The organism is Paenibacillus sp. FSL P4-0176, assembly GCF_037975265.1.
Classification (GTDB): domain Bacteria; phylum Bacillota; class Bacilli; order Paenibacillales; family Paenibacillaceae; genus Paenibacillus; species Paenibacillus amylolyticus.
On sequence record NZ_CP150242.1, the window covers coordinates 1,468,138 to 1,487,002 of the forward strand.

12 protein-coding genes are annotated in these 18,865 nt (G+C 46.1%); 11 read left to right on the forward strand and 1 reads right to left on the reverse strand.

The features are described from left to right. Window positions 1-848: 848 nt before the first annotated feature. The 9 genes from MKY95_RS06580 to MKY95_RS06620 all read left to right on the forward strand — a co-directional run bounded on the left by MKY95_RS06580 (window position 849) and on the right by MKY95_RS06620 (window position 15,928). A complete protein-coding gene (locus MKY95_RS06580) occupies window positions 849-2,495 on the forward strand; it encodes an ABC transporter substrate-binding protein (RefSeq protein ID WP_036611585.1) in 1,647 nt (548 codons plus the stop codon). 208 nt (window positions 2,496-2,703) lie between these two features. After that, entirely contained in the window at window positions 2,704-3,708 is a 1,005-nt protein-coding gene (locus MKY95_RS06585; protein WP_017690144.1) for an ABC transporter permease, read from the forward strand. A 229-nt stretch (window positions 3,709-3,937) separates the two neighbouring features. After that, entirely contained in the window at window positions 3,938-4,837 is a 900-nt protein-coding gene (nikC, locus tag MKY95_RS06590) for a nickel transporter permease (RefSeq protein WP_036611363.1), read from the forward strand. A gap of 1,318 nt (window positions 4,838-6,155) precedes the next feature. Next, the gene (htpG, locus tag MKY95_RS06595) at window positions 6,156-8,036 is read left to right on the forward strand and encodes a molecular chaperone HtpG (protein WP_076319059.1); all 1,881 of its coding nucleotides are present in this window, start codon (window positions 6,156-6,158) and stop codon (window positions 8,034-8,036) included. A gap of 300 nt (window positions 8,037-8,336) precedes the next feature. Then, on the forward strand, window positions 8,337-9,515 hold the full coding sequence (locus tag MKY95_RS06600; protein WP_339194353.1) for an IS110 family transposase: 1,179 nt from the start codon (window positions 8,337-8,339) through the stop codon (window positions 9,513-9,515). Window positions 9,516-10,150: 635 nt separating this feature from the next. Then, entirely contained in the window at window positions 10,151-11,566 is a 1,416-nt protein-coding gene (dgt, locus tag MKY95_RS06605; RefSeq protein ID WP_076209597.1) for a dGTP triphosphohydrolase, read from the forward strand. Window positions 11,567-11,596: 30 nt separating this feature from the next. Further along, window positions 11,597-12,613 carry an MsnO8 family LLM class oxidoreductase gene (locus tag MKY95_RS06610; protein WP_143781079.1) on the forward strand — a complete coding sequence of 339 codons (1,017 nt, stop codon included), beginning with the start codon at window positions 11,597-11,599 and terminating at the stop codon, window positions 12,611-12,613. Between the two features lie 284 nt (window positions 12,614-12,897). Next, complete coding sequence (locus tag MKY95_RS06615) at window positions 12,898-14,610, forward strand: methyl-accepting chemotaxis protein (RefSeq protein ID WP_076251419.1); 1,713 nt, start codon at window positions 12,898-12,900, stop codon at window positions 14,608-14,610. A 340-nt stretch (window positions 14,611-14,950) separates the two neighbouring features. After that, a complete protein-coding gene (locus tag MKY95_RS06620) occupies window positions 14,951-15,928 on the forward strand; it encodes a methyltransferase domain-containing protein (RefSeq protein WP_076319060.1) in 978 nt (325 codons plus the stop codon). Between the two features lie 130 nt (window positions 15,929-16,058). Here MKY95_RS06620 and MKY95_RS06625 read toward each other — a convergent pair whose 3' ends face one another. Next, window positions 16,059-17,015, reverse strand: a complete 957-nt coding sequence (locus MKY95_RS06625) for a D-2-hydroxyacid dehydrogenase (protein WP_076319061.1) — start codon at window positions 17,013-17,015, stop codon at window positions 16,059-16,061. A 207-nt stretch (window positions 17,016-17,222) separates the two neighbouring features. Between MKY95_RS06625 and thpR the strand changes: the two genes are divergently transcribed. Both thpR and MKY95_RS06635 read left to right on the forward strand, forming a co-directional pair. Beyond that, on the forward strand, window positions 17,223-17,825 hold the full coding sequence (gene thpR / locus MKY95_RS06630) for an RNA 2',3'-cyclic phosphodiesterase (RefSeq protein ID WP_047841961.1): 603 nt from the start codon (window positions 17,223-17,225) through the stop codon (window positions 17,823-17,825). Between the two features lie 130 nt (window positions 17,826-17,955). Then, window positions 17,956-18,813 carry a cell wall hydrolase gene (locus MKY95_RS06635; RefSeq protein WP_339197654.1) on the forward strand — a complete coding sequence of 286 codons (858 nt, stop codon included), beginning with the start codon at window positions 17,956-17,958 and terminating at the stop codon, window positions 18,811-18,813. Window positions 18,814-18,865: the final 52 nt, after the last annotated feature.

Consider the following 18,865-nt stretch of genomic DNA (forward strand, 5'->3'; position numbering starts at 1 on the left):
TTTTTTGTGTTTTGTGTAAGTGATATTAACGCATATAATAAAGTTGAAGACTTATGTCTGTAAATCTCTTGTCTAATTGATTAATGTGATGTAAAGTAAGCTACACGAAATTGTTTTTCACCACAGTTTATTTACACAATCCTCCTCATCATGACAAAACCATAACACATGAAGTTATTGTAATGTCTCCCTGTTGTACAATCCAACATCTCAAGATGACTCGTTCATACATTTTACACATCCAATTACACATCCAATCTGCAAGAGAAAGCCACCGATTTAACAACATCACGATTCATCAAACAACCTAGCCTATGTTGAGTTTCTTTCATCCGTATTGCTAACGAAGGATAACGATACCTAATCCGGTCTCCACACTCCATGCTCAACACGACACGCTCAAGGAACAGACTATAGCCAGCAGCGTAGTATCTATATGCCCATCAGTATTTTTAATCTACCAACTTAAACCTGCTCTTACCAGTTCATACCCACTCACTGTTGCTTATTGACCTAAGTTCAAATAAAACGCAACAATTTCATTCAATTTCATAGATTCATCTCACAAGATCCGTTGTAGAACCTTTTTCTTTTTCTATAAAAGTAATCAACCGACGTCCTTAATCCTCTGCACGTTTGTCTGACATTTACCTGTATTCCATATGTATCCCATGCTGTTTTTACATTTCATAGACTGCCTTACTTTTCCCCAAACTTTAATTCAGGTATCGCAGGCATCTAAAGCCTTTTATATGATACATAGCACCAAACCGATTGCCAACATTGGAGATCTTTCATGCCAGCATCACACACATTATGAGACAGGGAAGGGTGTTGTACGTATGCGAATGAGAAAAAAATGGATGACCGGTGTTCTAACGATGGCCTTAAGTACCGTATTGGTGTTGTCCGGTTGCTCCAGTAATGAGAGTGGAGAGACTACGCCTGCTCCGGCGGAAGGAACCGACCCTCCAACCGAAACGGTAGCGCAGGATACGATGATTATGGGGCGTGGTGGGGATTCCGTAGCACTCGATCCGGCGATTGTGACCGATGGGGAGTCGCTGAAGATTGGGCATCAGGTGTTTGATTCATTGCTGGACTACAAGGAAGGCGGAACAGAAGTCATTCCTGGACTAGCGGAGAGCTGGGAGATTTCGGCGGATGGGCTCAAGTATGTGTTTAGGCTGAAGTCCGGTGTGAAATTCCATGATGGAACTGACTTCAACGCAGAGGCTGTTGTGTTCAATTTCAACCGCTGGGGTGATCCGGCGAGTGAATATAAATTCGAGGGAGATTCCTTCGATTATTACGATTCCATGTTTGGTCCAGAGGACGGTCGTGTGATTAAGGAAGTGAAGGCGACGGACGAAACTACGGTGGAGTTCACATTGAACCAGCCACAAGCGCCTTTCCTGCAAAATATTGCGATGACGCCATTTGGCATTGCCAGCCCAACCGCGATTCAGGAGAAAAAAGAGAACTTTAAAAGCGAGCCTGTGGGCACCGGCCCATTTGTATTCAAAGAGTGGAAGCGTAACGACTCCATTACCCTGGAGAAAAACGCCAATTACTGGAAAGAAGGACTACCGAAGCTGAACAAAGTAATCGTGCGTTCCATTCCGGATAATACCGCTCGCTTCAATGCCCTGCAAAACGGCGAGATTGATGTCATGGAAGACCTGAACCCGGACGATCTGTCCATTCTTGAAGGCAACAGCGAGTTACAGAAGATCGAGCGTCCACCGTTCAACGTGGCGTATATCGGCTTTAACTTTAAGAAGAAGCCATTTGATAATGTGAAAGTCAGACAAGCCCTCAACCATGCGGTGAACAAGCAGGCCCTTATTGATGCGTTTTTTGCTGGACAAGCTGAGCCTGCTGTGAACCCGATGCCGCCAACGCTGTGGGGGTACAACGATACCATTGAGGATTACCCATATGATCTGGAAAAAGCAAAAGCTCTACTGGCCGAAGCTGGCTTCCCTGACGGATTGCCTGATCCGGTAACCTTCTATGCAATGCCGGTATCCCGTCCGTATATGCCAGATGGCAAGAAGGTAGCGGAAGCAATCCAGGCTGATTTTGAGAAAATTGGAGTGACCGTCACCATCGAATCACCGGAGTGGGCAACGTATCTCGAAGATACAAAGGCCGGGGAGAAGGACGACATTTACATGCTCGGCTGGACAGGTGACAATGGTGACCCAGATAACTTCCTGTATACACTGCTGGATAAAGATGCCATTCCAAGCAACAACCGCAGTTATTATGTAAACGAAGAGTTGCATGTGTTGCTGACGGATGCGCAGAAAGAAACAGATCAGGAGAAACGTGCGGAGCTTTACAAACAAGCGCAGGCAATTATCAAGGAAGATGCACCGTGGATTCCTCTGGTACACACGACGCCAATTATGGCAGGTAAAGCCAACCTGAAAGGTTTCGTCCCTTCTCCACTGGGCACCGAATCCTATGCCGGTGCTTATTTCGAGTAAGCTGTAAGCTGAACTTATCAATTTCAGGATAACTGCGATCTGAAGATGGCACTACAGTTCGGAGTGATTACGTTTTAATTCTTTCTCTCAAAGCGCTGGTGAGACGCAATGCTTGGCAGAACCCACATCCGGACGTAACTATCCAAAGCATGCGTTTCTGCCGGCGTTTTTTATTTTTGCACGATATGTCGAAGGCAGGTGAACAGGATTGAACAGCTATATTGTCAAACGTGTGCTTGTGTTGCTGCCCGTACTGCTGGGCATGACCCTGATTGTCTTTTCCATCATCCACGCCATTCCGGGTGACCCGGCCGAGACCATACTTGGGCAAAAGGCAACCGAACAATCCAAGCAGGCCCTTCGTGACCAGCTCGGTCTGGATAAACCCTGGTTCCAGCAATATTTCGCCTACTTGGGCGATTTGCTCAAAGGTGACCTTGGAACATCCATCCGCACCAAGGTGCCTATTGCCCAGGAAATTGTCCCTTATCTGACAGCAACCCTTGAATTAACGATGGCAAGTATGTTGTTTGCTGTCATTATTGGGGTGAATGCCGGGATTGTCAGTGCATGGAAGCACAACTCCTGGTTTGATTATTGCTGTATGGTCATTGCTTTGGTGGGTGTATCGATGCCAATCTTCTGGCTAGGTCTGATGGAACAATGGTTGTTTGCGAACAAGTTACAGTGGTTGCCATCCATTGGACGCATGAATGCGCGTGATCCGGTGGAAGCCATTACGGGCTTGTACGTGCTGGATACGATGATTGCTGGACAATGGAATCAGTTGTGGACCGTAACGAAACATTTGATTCTGCCAAGTGTTGCACTGGGAACGATTCCAATGGCTGTTATTGCCCGGATGACCCGTTCCAGCATGCTGGAAGTGATGAGTTCCGATTACATTCGTACAGCAAAGGCGAAGGGACTGGGTCCGTTTTTTGTCGTATATGGACATGCGCTCAAAAATGCGTTTATACCCGTGCTTACGGTTATCGGCATCCAGACCGGATCGTTGCTCGGGGGTGCGGTGTTGACCGAAACGATCTTTGCTTGGCCGGGTGTGGGACGGTATATATATGAAGCGATTAGTTCGCGGGACTATCCGGTGATCCAGAGTGGCATTCTGATCGTGGCGTTCTTTTTTGTGGTGATCAATCTGATTGTAGATTTGCTCTATGCCGTGTTTGATCCTCGTATTAGTTATAAATAGTTACTCCATAAAGAACCAATCTGCAGAAGCGAAGCTAAAAGCTTTCTAAAAGAAAGCTACATCGGAAGCATAGGCTGCGCATGTATCACTGGATTTTCACCTTTAAATAGGTGGATCAATAAAATCTGGGATAACAGCGATCAGAAGATGGTACTGCAATCGTAGTGCTTGAGTGTAATAGAATTTGTTGATCTTTTGTTATATTCATATCCAGGAAAGGAGACGCCGTATGGCCAAATTATCGACCAATACCGGACCATCCATTGACGCTGCGTCGGCGAGCACATCCGGTCCATGGCGGGAAGCGTGGAGAACGTTTCGGAAAAATCGGCTTGCGCTTGCAGGTCTGATTATTATCGTATTTTTTATCCTGTTGGCCTTCCTCGCGCCATATATCGCACCTTACGATTACAAGGAACAGGTGCTGGTGGATCGGCTTCAGGCCCCTTCGGCAGAGCATTGGTTTGGTACTGATGATCTGGGGCGTGACGTGTTTTCCAGAGTGCTGCATGGGGCGCGTATTTCCTTGTGGGTGGGCTTTTTCTCCGTCATTGGTTCCATTATTGCGGGTACGCTGCTGGGGCTGATTGCCGGATTTTATGGGAAATGGGCGGACATGCTCATCTCGCGTCTATTTGATATTTTGCTCGCATTTCCGGGGATTTTGCTGGCCATCGCCATTGTGGCGATATTGGGCCCGTCTTTGCAAAATGCACTACTCGCTATCGCCATCGTGAATATCCCGACCTATGGAAGGTTGGTGCGTTCACGGGTACTCAGCTTGAGGCAGGAGGAATTCATTACGTCGGCACGGACACTCGGAGCGGGCAACGGGCGAATCTTGTTTCGCCACATCTTGCCCAACAGCCTTACTCCACTGATCGTGCAAGGTACACTCGGAATTGGGACGGCGATCATCGAAGCTGCTGCACTCGGATTTCTAGGCATGGGTGCACAACCACCCGACCCGGAATGGGGTAAAATGCTGTCAGACTCCCGTCAGTTTATACAAAAAGCACCGTGGACACTGATCTTCCCCGGCGTTTCCATTATGTTGACCGTTCTCGGCTTCAACCTAATGGGCGATGGCCTGCGTGATACCCTTGATCCGAAAATGGTCAAAAAGTAGAATTATCTAACTCTAACTCTAACTCTAACTCTAACCGTGACCGTGACCTAACCGTAACCTAACCGTAACTTGTAACCCAAGCTCGAACTCAAACTGCAATTTTGATTGGAACCCTAACTCTGCAAGCCTAACTTTTTCTGTAACGCAGCATGCGTGCCAAAGGCAACGTTAACACTAACCGTAAGCACTAATTTTTATCGCAAGCCTAGTTGTAGCTGTAACGCCAACATTTGCTTCAACTCTAAAGAACCCGGGAGCCCTTATTTTACGATTTCCAGCCAATTTCCCAGTCTAACGAACCTCACACGCGCTATTTTGTGAAAAACCTGCCAAAAGTCTCAAAAGGTTGGCTAAAGTCGAGAAATAGCGCGATTACGATTCGTTAGATTATGAAGCTATCCCAAAAAGGCCAATTAACGCCTCTGAGATTCGTTAGCGCGTGACTGTCATGCTGCTCAAGACATTCAAGCAACCACAATACCAAGATACCAACATACCTACCAAAGTACCCATACAACATACATCAGTCTCAACACAGTAAGCTCGAAGATACTCCAAGGTACATTAGATGAAATATGTTTTAACGCTATCTACTATATCAACAGACACATTACAATCTTTCATTACGCCGGTTCGAACTTTGGTTCGAGGCGGCTTTTGTTTTACCTGAGGGATTACGGTAAAATGATTGGTGATGTGCAAAAGTTAAAGAGTTATTCGATCTTTTAGTTAAAATAACCGCCTACGTATTGACACCCAATTTTCCCATATGTTATATAAAAGGAAGGGTTTAGCACTCCGATCATCAGAGTGCTAACAAATGATGTTTTTAATACACGATTACATATGGAATGATTCTGTTTTGGGAAATAGATATTGAACCTGAGTAGAACATGCGAAGCCAAGGTATGCAACAGACTTGAAGCAAGATTCCACGTTTAAGAGATATCACTTCATTGATGTCCTTTATCCTAAAAAATCAGTCGCTGATCAGATGCAAAAGGAGTGCAGGGGACGAAATCGATTTGGAGGAAGCAGAGCGTTCGCCTTTATCACCGGATTTCTCCCATTTAAAAAAGGGAATCAAAGAAATACGGGGATAACAGCGATCCGAAAAACGATTCGTAACCGGAACGGCTGCATTGCAGAACGTCGTGCACTTATTTTTTATAATGAGCCATTAGAGTGAATCACAATATCTGTGGACTAGAGCGATCAAAGGTTTTTGAGTCTACTAATGGCCGCAGGATTATCTCAGTTACTTTCTATTTTCAATCAAATCATTCGATATCCCAATTTGAAAGGAGTCCAACCACTCATGGCTAAAAAAGAATTCCAGGCAGAATCCAAACGTTTGCTGGATATGATGATCAACTCCATTTACACCCAAAGAGAAATCTTTTTGAGAGAATTGATCTCCAACTCCAGTGACGCCATTGATAAAATTTATTACAGAGCACTTACGGACGATTCGCTCGTTTTCAACAAAGAGGACTACTTCATCAAGCTTACGATTGACAAAGAAAACCGCACGCTCACACTGACAGATACCGGTATTGGTATGACGCAGGAAGAGCTAGAGAATAATCTGGGGGTTATCGCGAAGAGTGGTTCCCTGGCGTTCAAGAAGGAAAATGAGGCTAAAGACGGCCACAACATCATTGGACAATTCGGGGTAGGTTTCTACTCGGCATTTATGGTGGCGGACAAGCTGACCGTAACAAGTAAAACGCTGGGCAGCGACGAGGCTTGGAAATGGGAGTCCGAAGGCGCGGATGGTTACACGATCACACCAGCTGAGAAAGATTCAGTAGGTACAGAGATCGTTCTGACGATCAAAGAAAATACCGAAGAAGATTCGTATGACGAATTTTTGGAAGAGTATCGCCTGAGATCCATCATCAAGAAATACTCCGACTTCATTCGCTACCCGATCAAGATGGATGTAACGGGTCAACGTCCAAAAGAGGGCACGGAGAACGAGTTCGAGGAATACCAAGAAGAACAAACCGTGAACAGCATGGTGCCGATCTGGCGTAAAAATAAAAGCGAATTGACCGAAGAAGACTACAATAACTTCTATATGGAAAAACGCTACGGTTTTGACAAACCGCTTAAACACCTGCACATCAGCGCAGATGGCGCTGTGGTATACAATGCAATCCTATTTATCCCGGAGAACACGCCGTTTGACTACTACACGAAAGAGTATGAAAAAGGCCTTGAACTCTACTCCAACGGTGTATTGATCATGGATAAATGCGGGGGTCTGTTGCCAGATTACTTTGGATTTGTTAAAGGTATGGTGGATTCGGAAGACCTGTCCCTGAACATTTCGCGTGAGATGTTGCAACATGACCGTCAGCTTAGCCTGATCGCGAAGAACATTAAGAACAAAATCAAGAGCCAACTGCAAAGTCTATTGAAGGACGAGCGTGAGAACTACGAGAAGTTCTACCAAGCGTTTGGTCGTCAATTGAAATATGGTGTATACAGCGACTATGGTGTGAACAAGGATACTTTGCAGGATCTGCTGTTGTTCACGTCTTCCAAAGAGAGCAAACTCGTGAGCCTGGACGAATACGTCTCCAGAATGCCGGAAGATCAGAAGTACATCTACTATGCATCTGGTGAGTCCATTAGCCGTATTGAGAAGCTGCCACAGATCGAGGGTGTTCTTGAGAAAGGGTACGAAGTATTGTACTTTACTGATGACATCGACGAGTTTGCAATCAAGATGATCACGAACTACAAGGAGAAAGAATTCAAATCCATCTCCAGTGGTGACCTGGGCATCGAAGATAGCGCAGACAAAGAAGAAACGGACGCACAGGACAACGACAACAAAGAGTTGTTTGAAGCGATGCAAGCTCAATTAGCGGGTAAAGTCAAAGCAGTTAAAGCTTCCAAACGCCTCAGAAGCCACCCGGTATGTTTGTCCACCGAAGGTGAGCTGACGATTGAAATGGAGAAAATCTTGAAAGCTATGCCGAACAGCGAAAACGTACAGGCCGACAAAGTGCTCGAAATCAACGTGAATCACGATGTCTTCAAATCGTTGAAAGACGCTTTTGCGCAGGATCAGGAAAAACTGAACCTCTACACAAGTCTGCTGTACCATCAGGCATTGCTGATTGAGGGATTGCCAATTCAAGATCCAGTAGAGTTCACCAACGATATCTGTAAGGTTATGGTGTAATACCGTTGCACCCACCATCTCCACCCCGACAGGGCGTTTCAGTCCTGTCGGTTTTTCGTATTATCAGGTTAGCCAGTAATTACTGGTTGGCCTTTTTTTGTGGTCGTTTTACGATGGGGGAAGCCGGGAGAACGTGGCGGTTTTAGGGGCTAGGACCTCGTAACAAAAACAGTTCTCCCACGACCTCCAAAAGACCATGTTTGGGCTGGTAGGGGCAGCTGACCCCGTATAACAAGCGAAGCTATGGGTTTGGAACCATCGTGGAAAGGACCGGCGAAACGAAAGATAAGGAGTGAGGACATGGAACCTGTTGTTGGTGTAGATGTCGCTAAAGGTTCAAGTGTGATACAGGCGTTTCAAAAACGAAATGAGCCCGTTGGTAAAGCTATCGTCATTGAGCATGTTGCGAATGGATTCGAACAATTTACGGAGGTGTTAGGGGCCCTTCAAGCCGAAACGGGTGTTGCTCCAGTGGTTGTTTTGGAGGCGACTGGGCATTACCATCGTGCCTTGGTGTCCTGTCTGAATCGGAGTGGCTATACCTACTACATTGTGAATCCCTTGCAATCCAAGCGAGCGAAGGGAACGCAGTTACGCAAAGTTAAAACAGATGCTGCAGATGCTTGGCATCTGGCAGAGATGTACTATCGCGGCGACGTGAAGCCGCATCGAAATTGGGATGAGACGTTTACAGAGCTACAGCATTTGACTAGGCAGCATGAGTTTGTCACGGGAATCTTTGTGCAGGCGAAGCTGAACAGCAGAGCCTTGCTGGAGCAAGTTTTTCCGACGTATGAGCAGATATTTTACAATGTGTTTTCAACAACATCATTGACGGTGCTGTCTCATTGTTTGGAGGGAAGTGTGACGAATTGGAATGAAGTCATTCAGGGTAATTCGGGACGATCCCATTCCAAGCGATGGACCAATGAAAAAGCGAGAAAACTGGAGGAAGTACTGGATGAATGGAGAGAAATTCGGCGTAGCCCCGCTCAAAGCAAGGCACTGCTCGGAATGGTCTCTTTATTGTTGACGATGATTCGGCAACTGGAGGAACTCGAAAAACAAATGGAGGAACTTGCAGAAAATCTGCCTGAAGTCGGACTGGTGAGAAGTATCCCGGGAATTGGAACGAAACTGGCCGCAGCCATTGTAGCTGAACTAGGTGATGTGAAACAGTTTAGTGATGCGAAGCAACTTGTAGCGTTTGCGGGCCTTGACCCAGGGATTTTCAGTTCAGGAAAGTTCACAGCGACAAGTACACGAATTACGAAACGAGGCTCTAAAAGGCTCAGACGTTCACTATATTTAGCGGTGCAATGTGGAATGCGAAAGAATGCGAATGCAAGAATCCGTTCGTACTACGAGAAAAAAAGAAACGAGGGCAAGCCCTACAAGGTGGCCGTGATCGCCTGCGCAAACAAGCTGTTACATCACATTTTCGCCATCTTGCAGAAAGGCCAGCCCTACCAAGTGTAATCCATATTTAACCAAAACCTCCATACCCGTGGAGGTTATTCGTGTTGGTCGGAAAAAGTATACCACGAAAAGAGAACTCATCCAACCAGAAATGCTTGACAAAGATTAGCTGGTTTTTGTTTTTACCCACAACGGGGAGGGCACGGGGGAGGCAGACTATCATTGAAGCAAATGATGATATTAATATAAGTTGAACTTGATTTTCACTCGATTTTAGCGAGCTGAATGGTGAATACCATTATTGAATTTAAAGGACAGCAAAAGTAGTGAAGGGGACGGAATCGATTCTGAAGAAGCGAAGCGTTCGCCTTTATTCCCGGATTTCTCCCTTTTAAAAGGGAATCAAAGAAATTTGGGAATAACAGCGATCATAAGAACGATCCGTCACCGGAACGGCCACGCAAACTGTATAAGTCACTTTTTTTGTCATAAGTCACGATAGTGTGAGTTCAATATGAATCATTGTCATTTAGATGCACGGATGATAGTCTGGCAGGGTATAATAAGAGAAGATGACTGTTCATTACAAGTTGATGTAAGAAGAGATGACAATCGCAGACAGGTTTTACTTTTCGAAACCACAGATGTTGTGTATAATCACTCAAAATAGAGACAGTCGGCTAGGAGTGATCCCCATGCAATGGAACGATCTGAGAGAACATAGACAATATCCTGAATTAACCAAATTGGATGGATCTCGTGCAGCGTATGAACGGGACTATTCGAGACTCATTCATTCACCGACCTTCCGTCGGCTACAGGGCAAATCGCAGGTGTTTGGCGCAGGAACGGGTGATTATTATCGTACTCGCTTGACCCATTCCCTGGAGGTGGCACAGATTGCCCGAGAGGCTGCCCGAAGTTTGATTCGCCGTTTTCCCGAGGTAGACTGGGACCGCGCGGACAACCCCGGCCTTATTATTGATTCAGAAGTGGTGGAGTGCGCTGCAATCGCACATGACTTCGGTCACCCGCCTTTTGGACATAAAGGTGAAGAGGTATTAGATGGTATTCTGGATGATCTCATTAACACCGAGGCTAAGAAAATCATGAAGAAAAGCCGCAGCGCCAAAGTTCCCAAGGTCGAGTCTGAAGTCCGTGCCGAGTTAAAACGGAAATACGAGCATTTTGAAGGCAATGCGCACAACTTCCGTCTCATTATGCACTTGGAGAAACGTGAAGATATCGACGGACTGAATCTGTCTGATGCGGTATTACTAGGGATAAACAAGTATCCGTACCCTGGGACAGAGAGCAAAAAAGGCATGTATCATCATGAGTGGCAATATATTCGGGAGATCCGTGATCGCTGGAACGTACCGGCAGGCAAGAAGACGCTGGAAGCACAGCTGATGGACCTCTGCGACGATATTGCGTACTCCTCGCATGACCTGGAGGATGGCATCAAAGCAGGTAAAATTGAAGTACATGAGCATTTCCTGCAAGATCCGCATGTGAATCGACTGATTGTGGATAAAATTACAACGCTGGAGGATCTGTTCTGGAACGGATGGACCCGAGAAGCGATTGGGCAAAAGGTAGAAGAGGTTCTCGCTTCGTTCCTGCGCATCTGGAATGAGAAGATGCCGTTCTGCGAGCACGATTACTCGCGTACCCGTCGTGAGGTGAAGGCCTATTGGGTGAGCTTTTTTGTAGGCAGCCTGGGCGTTATTGACGACGGTGACTGGAAGAAGGTAACTTTTGTCCGTGAAGGGGCTGAAGACCTTGATATGCTGCGTACGGTGAGTGTGCTCAAGAGTTTTGCCTGGGTGACCATGATTCGTGATCTACGTGTACAGCGGCTACAAAAGCGCAGTGAGTGGATGATTAAGCGATTATGGGATGCATTCCTCGATCCGGAAACGTCCAAATCCATTATTCCATCCGACTGGCTGCAGCGGTATGAGAAGGATCAAGCCAAAGCCCAGCCGATCTGGACTTGGGAACACATGGTGATCGATTATATCGCAGGAATGACGGATGCATTTGCCGAGAAAATATATAATGAACTCTACGGTCTGAAGGTGGGTTCGATCTACGATTTGGATTAAAATTAACCGATATAAAGGGAGATGAGACGCATGGCTAAGCGAATGAGTGAGACGTTCAGTCTGGGCGTACTTGACCTTGTTCCAAGGTTAGACGATGTCACAGCGGAACAGGCGCTTCAACAATCGGTGACACTTGCGCAACATGCCGAGGCTTGGGGATACGCCCGATACTGGACGTCAGAGCATCATGATATGGCTGAACTGGCATCTGCCTCTCCCGAAGTACTGTTATCGCACATCGGAGCAAGGACAACAACGATCAAACTTGGCTCTGGTGCGGTCTTGTTGCCGCATTATAGCCCGCTCAAGGTTGCGGAGTCGTTCCGCCTGCTGGCTGCGCTCTATCCGGGGCGCATTGAGCTTGGGCTCGGACGTGCTCCTGGCGGTGGACCTCATGCCACGATGGCACTCAGTGGCAATTATTTGCAACATGTGTCCAAGCTGCCTGAATCGCTCGCAGCACTCACAGAACTGCTCGAAGACCGCTACATGTATGAGGATCATCCCGTGACAGCTCGTCCGATTCCCAAGCTTCCGTTATCACTCTGGATGTTGGGAACTAACGTGAAGAGTGCAGAATTTGCGGCACGGTTTGGCATGGGATATGTCTTTGGTCAATTCATGAGTGATGCCGATGGTACAGAGGCTGTAAGGCGATACCGAGAAGGATTTATGCCTAGTGCAACGATGAAGGAGCCTGAGGTTATGGTGGCAGTAAGCGTATTGTGTGCCGAGTCAGAGACGGATGCTTTGGACTGGAGTCGTGACATGGCGGAGAGGCGCAAGCTGGATGGGAAAGAACATTCAACTGAGCCGAATTCAAGTGGTACCGCGGTCTCTAATACGAATGATGAAGCCGTTAGTGATCAAAATGAATCGGTACGGCACTATGCAGGTACACCTGAGCAGGTATGGGCTCGATTAAAAGAGGTGAGTCGAAGGCTGGAAACGGAAAGTTTGCTTTTGGTTACGGCAGGACCAGATTATGAGCGCAGGTTGGATTCATATCGATTGCTGGCTGAGCATAAGACGGCAATACTGAACTAGGCTGATCATTTTATGATGTTAGCCGTTGAAATCCGAACAAACCGAAGAGCTGCAGATCGGGACTTTACCGTATGCTGCAGCTCTTCGGTTTGGACTTTGTCAAGATTCAACAATCTTTTACAAAACCAAGCATCTTAATGACAAAATAATGTTATAATACTTTACGTCTATTTTCCTATCGATATAATATAGAGAAGTTCTTTTGACAAGAGGTCAAAAGAAGGGAAAACAATGACATAAGCACCTGAATTCGGGATGACCGAAGAGGTCAAGGGGGAAATCATATGTTCAGCAGATTCAAGATCAAGAGTATCGGTCTGCGTATCAGCATCGCGTTCTACTTGTTAATCCTCTGTTTAATTATTTTGAGTGTCACGATTGTCACCCGGATGAATTCAATTGAAACCAACACGAATGAAATTACGAACAATTGGATGCCATCAATCCAGCAAATTAACCGGTTAAATTATACCACAGAACATGTTCTGTCACTAAGTTATCGTCACTTTGACGCGGATGAAACAGACAAGGCATTTTTGTCAGAAGAGCGTACCAAGTATATTCGTGAAACGACGCAGGCGATTAAAATCTATGATCAGCAGGAGAAGTCTGCGGAAGAGCTCGAACACTGGAATGCGTTCAAGAACAAATGGGAAGCGTATCTCAAGATTAATACGCAATCGATCAAGCTGAGTGATGAGGGTCAGACACAGCTGGCGAAGGAAGTAGCTGATAAAGGTGCTGATTCCTTTGACACCATGCAAGTCGATCTTGATTATCTTGTGGAATACAATCAGGAACAATCCAATCTTGCGGCAGCCCAAACGATCAGATCAGTGCAAGATGGTAGATTAATCATCATAATTGGTGTTCTTGTCATGATTGCCATTACAGCGATCAGCATTCCGATTATTCGTTCACAGGTCGTGAAACCACTGCTACGTGTCATTAGTGCGGTGAAACTGATTGCAGAAGGCCAATTGAATGTTCAGGACATACATACCAAACATGAGGATGAAGTTGGTGTTCTGGCCAAAGCAGTGAATGACATGAAAGGTAACCTGACTTCCATGGTTCTGAGCGTCAGAAGAATTGCGGAAGCTGTTAATCTACAAAGTGGGGAACTGGCAATATCCTCAGAAGAGGTTAAGATTGGTAGTCGCCAGATTGCTGTGACCATGGAAGAGTCAGCCAAGGCCGCTGAGAGCCAGGCAGAGACAGCCGTGGAATCAGCCCGTACGGTTGAAGTGTTGAATGATCACATTCAGAATCATACGGAACAAGGTAGCCAGCTACGCGTCATGTCGGATCTTGTACTGGAGCAAGGCTTGAATGGTCGCAAGGTGATGGAACAATCCGTGCAGCAGATGCAACAGATTTCCGGTTCGGTCTCTGCTTCCATGAACAAGATGGAACGGTTGAATCGTAAAAATGAAGATATTTCCAAGCTGGTTCAAGTCATTCATGACATTGCACGCCAAACCAATCTGCTGGCATTAAATGCCTCCATTGAGGCAGCACGCGCGGGAGAGAGTGGACGCGGGTTCGCTGTAGTGGCATCAGAAGTGCGGAAGTTATCTGAGGCTGTGCAGACTTCGGTTGAAGAGATCACGGCGATTACCGAGGATATTCAGCAGGAGTCACAAGGGGTGGTTGCGGAATTACGTACGAACGTTCAGGAGACCGAACTGGGTCAGGAACATGTGCTTACTTCAGGTCAACTCTTCCGTACAATTAACGAATCGGTGGAAGGCATGGTTGGTGTCATCGGCACTATGACAGATGGTCTCGCAGGCATGCAGGAAGCAAGCGGACGAATGAATGATTTTAGTCAGCAGATTTCCGCTGTTTCGGAACAATCGGCAGCGAGTGTGGAAGAAGTTTCTGCATCGGCGGAAGAGCAAGTAAGTTCCATGGAGACGATTAGCGGCAACATTCAAAGTCTGAAAGAATTATCGGAAGATTTGCTTACATCCATTGAAAAATTAAAAATATAACCTTCTTCTTATAATAGAAGAAGCTGGAATCATGCAGGCGGCTAATGGTGAGAAATCAGTATGATATATGAGCTGTTGGCCTATAACGTTTACTGGCAAGGACGATTAGATTTCCAATGTTATAATCTCAAAATAAAGTAAGGCGTTCCTCAACAATGGGAACACCTTATTTTTTTCTGTCCAAATAGATACGTGCAAGGAAATGGATAGTTGTCTAGGAGCCTAACATTGTATACAATGACTACCTGAAGCAAACGTATGAGTCGTATTTGATATGTCTTCAATGAGCTTACTATTTATATAGAAGAAACATGATTAATGAAGGAAGGAGAGGGGGATTTTGCCTGATGAAACACTTGGTATTTACGCTACTTCTGGGAAACACCTCTACACCTTTGCTTGCCACGAGAACGAGCAAGAATTATGCATGCTGGAGCTGAATACGCTGCTAGAACCGAGTTCGGAGATCCGTATGGATATGGGGTCGTATGTGTGGTCCGAACGATGTATTTCACCTGGACGCAGTCCTTTTATCCATGGCAGACTGGACGTGATCGGCGAAGGGGGCAGCGTGACTGATCTGCTTCCTCTTGCCAAAGAGATCCAGCTGTTTCCAGAAGAGACATTTAAGGTGATTTGTCTGAAAGAAGGGGTTCATACCCCTGATTATGCACAGTCTCGTCAACTGGAAAAAGAAATCGGCATGTGCATTAAGGGCAAGGCACAGATGAAACAACCTAAGGTGACTTTCGGCCTAATCCGAACAGGAGAAAAATGGATCTTGGGCCAGTGGACAGAAGCGGATCGATCATGGCAGATTCACCGGCAGAAGCCGCAAAATTACTCAACTGGATTTGGCATCACGCTTGCCAGAGCGCTGGTTAATATTGCCGTTCCGAGAGTAGAAAACCATCGCTTGCTTGATCCATGCTGCGGTATGGGAACGGTTGTGATTGAGGCTTTATCCATGGGAATTGATGCAAAAGGTAACGATCTCAATCCTCTGGCTGTCCGAGGTGCACGTATCAATCTGCCGCATTATGGATATGATTCGGATCGAATCACACTGGGGGATATGAATGAACTGCAAGATTTGTATGATGCAGCAATTCTGGACATGCCCTATAATCTCTGCTCTGTACTTCCGGATGCTGAGCAACGAGCCATGCTGGAGAGTTTGCGCAGATTGGCAAAACGGGCAGTGATTGTTTCCACAGAGTGCGTAGAAGAGCACTTGTTGGAAGCGGGATGGACGGTAAAAGAGTACCGAACAGTACACAAAGGCACGTTTATACGTCATATTTGGCTGTGCATGTAAGCGTGAAAAAACAAAACCGCTACCTCTAAGGGAATTTAGATTTCCCAGAGGTAGCGGTTTTTATTGCGTACATATCAATTGATATCGTTGATATGATTTGCACAATATTGCATGGGAACGGGTGTTTGTGTTAATATTTATGACTATAATCCACAAGGTTCACCGGCAGGGTATCGCCAGCGACGTAAGCTTCCAGATTTTTGACGAAAATATCGACTGCTCGATCCGCGTATTGCTCTGTACTTCCTGCGATATGAGGCGTAATTAACACGTTATCCATGCCCCATAGCGGGTGGTCTGCAGGAAGAGGTTCTTCTTCGAACACGTCCAGTGCGGCGAAGGCAACTTGGCCGTTTTGGAGTGCATTCAGCAAGGCTTCCGTTTTCACACTGGGGCCACGGCCTACATTGACAAAGCAGGCACCGGATCGGAACTGCTCAAATGCAGTTTGATCATATATATGTTTGGTTTCATCAGTTAGCGGTAAAATGTTAATTACATAATCGCCCTGGCTCAAGGCTTCATGTAAACCGGTCATGTCGTACATTTGGTCCACATTGGGGACATCCTTACCTGAGCGGCGAACTCCGATCGTGCGCATGCCGAGTGCTTTAAGAATACGGGCTGTTTCCGTACCGATCTCACCTACACCAACGATGACCGCTGTTTTGCCATGCAGTTCCGGCAGTGGTTTGGCAGGAGCTTTCCATTCGGCCTGCTGTTGATGCAGCATAGCTTGTCTCAGCCAGCGACTGTGGGATAACATCATGCCCAGAATAATTTCGGTGATTGGAATCGCGTGAACTCCATTTGCACTGGTGACCTGAACGTTCTTTTGTTGCAAATCTGCGAAGGGGAGATTGTCCACACCAGCAGACCAGACCTGAACCCACTTCAACAGGCTATCCTGTTTCAATGCATGTTCTGTGACGAGTGGGGACCAGCCGAGAATAATCTCAGCTTCTTTCAACTCAGCGGGGTCCAATTCCTTGGCTTTTCCGAATTTCAGGGTGTATCCTGGTGCAGTATTCTGAATTCGTTGTTGCTGTTCTTCGGATAGAGATGGAAAACATACAATTTTACCCATAATGTGTGGTCCTCCTGAGATAAATAGTTTGATGAGTTTGATGATTAAAGTGTATCAGATTTGGTGTTGGATGTGCATTAAGGTGGGAAATGCAGGAATCTAGCCTTATTTGCAAATGGTTATATTTGTGTCACTCTATACTTACCCAACTTGAAACGATATGTATAGTTATGAAATAATAGAGCGAACTTTAGAGAGGTGTATGCAATGAATAACCAATCACATCAGGATCATTCATCCCGACGGGAAAGATTGTTTGTAGCAATTCGTCTTCCTGTTGCTGTTCAGCAGTCTCTTCAGATGGATGCGAGGCTTGTACAGAACAAGCTAGATTTTCGTAAATGGACAGATCATAGAGATTATCATATAACCTTGCAATTTCTGGGGGATACGTTAGTTAGTGACATTGGGCACCTGCGAAAAGCATTGCGCTCAGCAGCAAGCGGATTTCAGCCGTTTGAACTTCAGCTTTCCGACTGGGGCACATTTGGACTTGAAGAAGCACCTAAGGTGCTTTGGAAAGGTGTTAGCGGAGAGATAGAGCACTTGTTTTCATTGCAAAAACAAATCGTGCAGGCAACTTCGCCCCTGGGGTATGAAGCTGAATTAAGACCTTATGCTCCCCACATTACCATTGCCAGAAAATATCTGGGACAGCTTCCAGGTAATGAAAATAAAGGGATATCTGGAGTGCTTCCGGAACATTCCACAGGTGTTAATTCATGGATGGTGGAGGACATTGTACTTTATGTGACAAGGCTGGGACAATCGCCAATGTATGAGGCCGTGGATACGTTCACTTTTTCCTGATAATCATTTTTATGCCATAAAATCACATTGACATAACGTTTATCCCTATGTAATATTAGCCATCGTTATTCAAATTCTTTTTTTTGGGTTACTTAGTTAAGGGAATTGTTTCGACAGGAGGAATCTTCGAATGAACATTATAAGCAAAAATCGTTGGGTAGCACCGATGTTATCAGTGCTGCTTGTATGTATAGTGGGGGTAAATGTCGTTCAGGCGACGGGGAAGTGGAATGAAGCTAGTGATAGTAAACAGATGACCGAACTTGCGGCTTCTGGGCAAAATAACCAAACATCTACGCAAGAAGAGAGGCGCATGATGGAAGATGGGACAAGTCTGTCCTCTAATCTGTCTGCCCAAACCGTAGCGTGGACTGAATCTCTGCCAGCGAAGAACTGGCTTACGACTGCTCAAGAAGAGCAGGAATTGCAAGAAGCCAAGGCCAAGAACAAAGCTAGAGCGATAGCTGCGGCCAAAGCCAAAAAAGAAGCTGCACTGAAATTGGCCAAAGTGAAACGTGCCAAAGAAGTCGCTGCTGTAACAACTCCCCCCCAAAAACTATACTTTACACGGACCAAACTTCTGAACCAGGAAGACTCGAAACTTGCAACCTGGTCATACAGTGTGTCCGATAAAGAACTGCATCTGCTGCAAAAAATCGTCATGGCAGAAGCGGAAGGTGAACCGTACGAAGGCAAAGTGGCAGTTGCCAATGTTGTCTTAAACCGGCTGCGGTCAGCCAATTTTCCCGATACCATTTACAAGGTCATCCATCAGAAATCCCAGTTTAGTCCTGTAGCGAACGGACGTATGAAACGTGTGGTTCCCAACGAGGACAGCATCAAAGCAGTGAATGCTGCGTTGAATGGGAAGAAGGAAGTTGCCGATGATACGTATTATTTCTTATCATTGACGCTTGCTGACGATCTGACAGTTGCCCGCTCGCAGAAAAAAGTAAAAACGATCGGTCATCATACTTTTTACAAGTAATCGACCCGTAAATTCTGCAAACAGGCAGGGTAGTTAACTGTGTGTGCTTCAC

Coding starts and splice junctions, on each gene's coding strand:
- htpG (WP_076319059.1), top strand. CDS start 6,156: ATGGCTAAAAAAGAATTCCAGGCAGAATCCAAACGTTTGCTGGATATG.
- MKY95_RS06610 (WP_143781079.1), top strand. CDS start 11,597: ATGGCTAAGCGAATGAGTGAGACGTTCAGTCTGGGCGTACTTGACCTT.
- MKY95_RS06600 (WP_339194353.1), top strand. CDS start 8,337: ATGGAACCTGTTGTTGGTGTAGATGTCGCTAAAGGTTCAAGTGTGATA.
- MKY95_RS06635 (WP_339197654.1), top strand. CDS start 17,956: ATGAACATTATAAGCAAAAATCGTTGGGTAGCACCGATGTTATCAGTG.
- MKY95_RS06580 (WP_036611585.1), top strand. CDS start 849: ATGAGAAAAAAATGGATGACCGGTGTTCTAACGATGGCCTTAAGTACC.
- MKY95_RS06615 (WP_076251419.1), top strand. CDS start 12,898: ATGTTCAGCAGATTCAAGATCAAGAGTATCGGTCTGCGTATCAGCATC.
- thpR (WP_047841961.1), top strand. CDS start 17,223: ATGAATAACCAATCACATCAGGATCATTCATCCCGACGGGAAAGATTG.
- dgt (WP_076209597.1), top strand. CDS start 10,151: ATGCAATGGAACGATCTGAGAGAACATAGACAATATCCTGAATTAACC.
- MKY95_RS06625 (WP_076319061.1), bottom strand. CDS start 17,015: ATGGGTAAAATTGTATGTTTTCCATCTCTATCCGAAGAACAGCAACAA.
- nikC (WP_036611363.1), top strand. CDS start 3,938: ATGGCCAAATTATCGACCAATACCGGACCATCCATTGACGCTGCGTCG.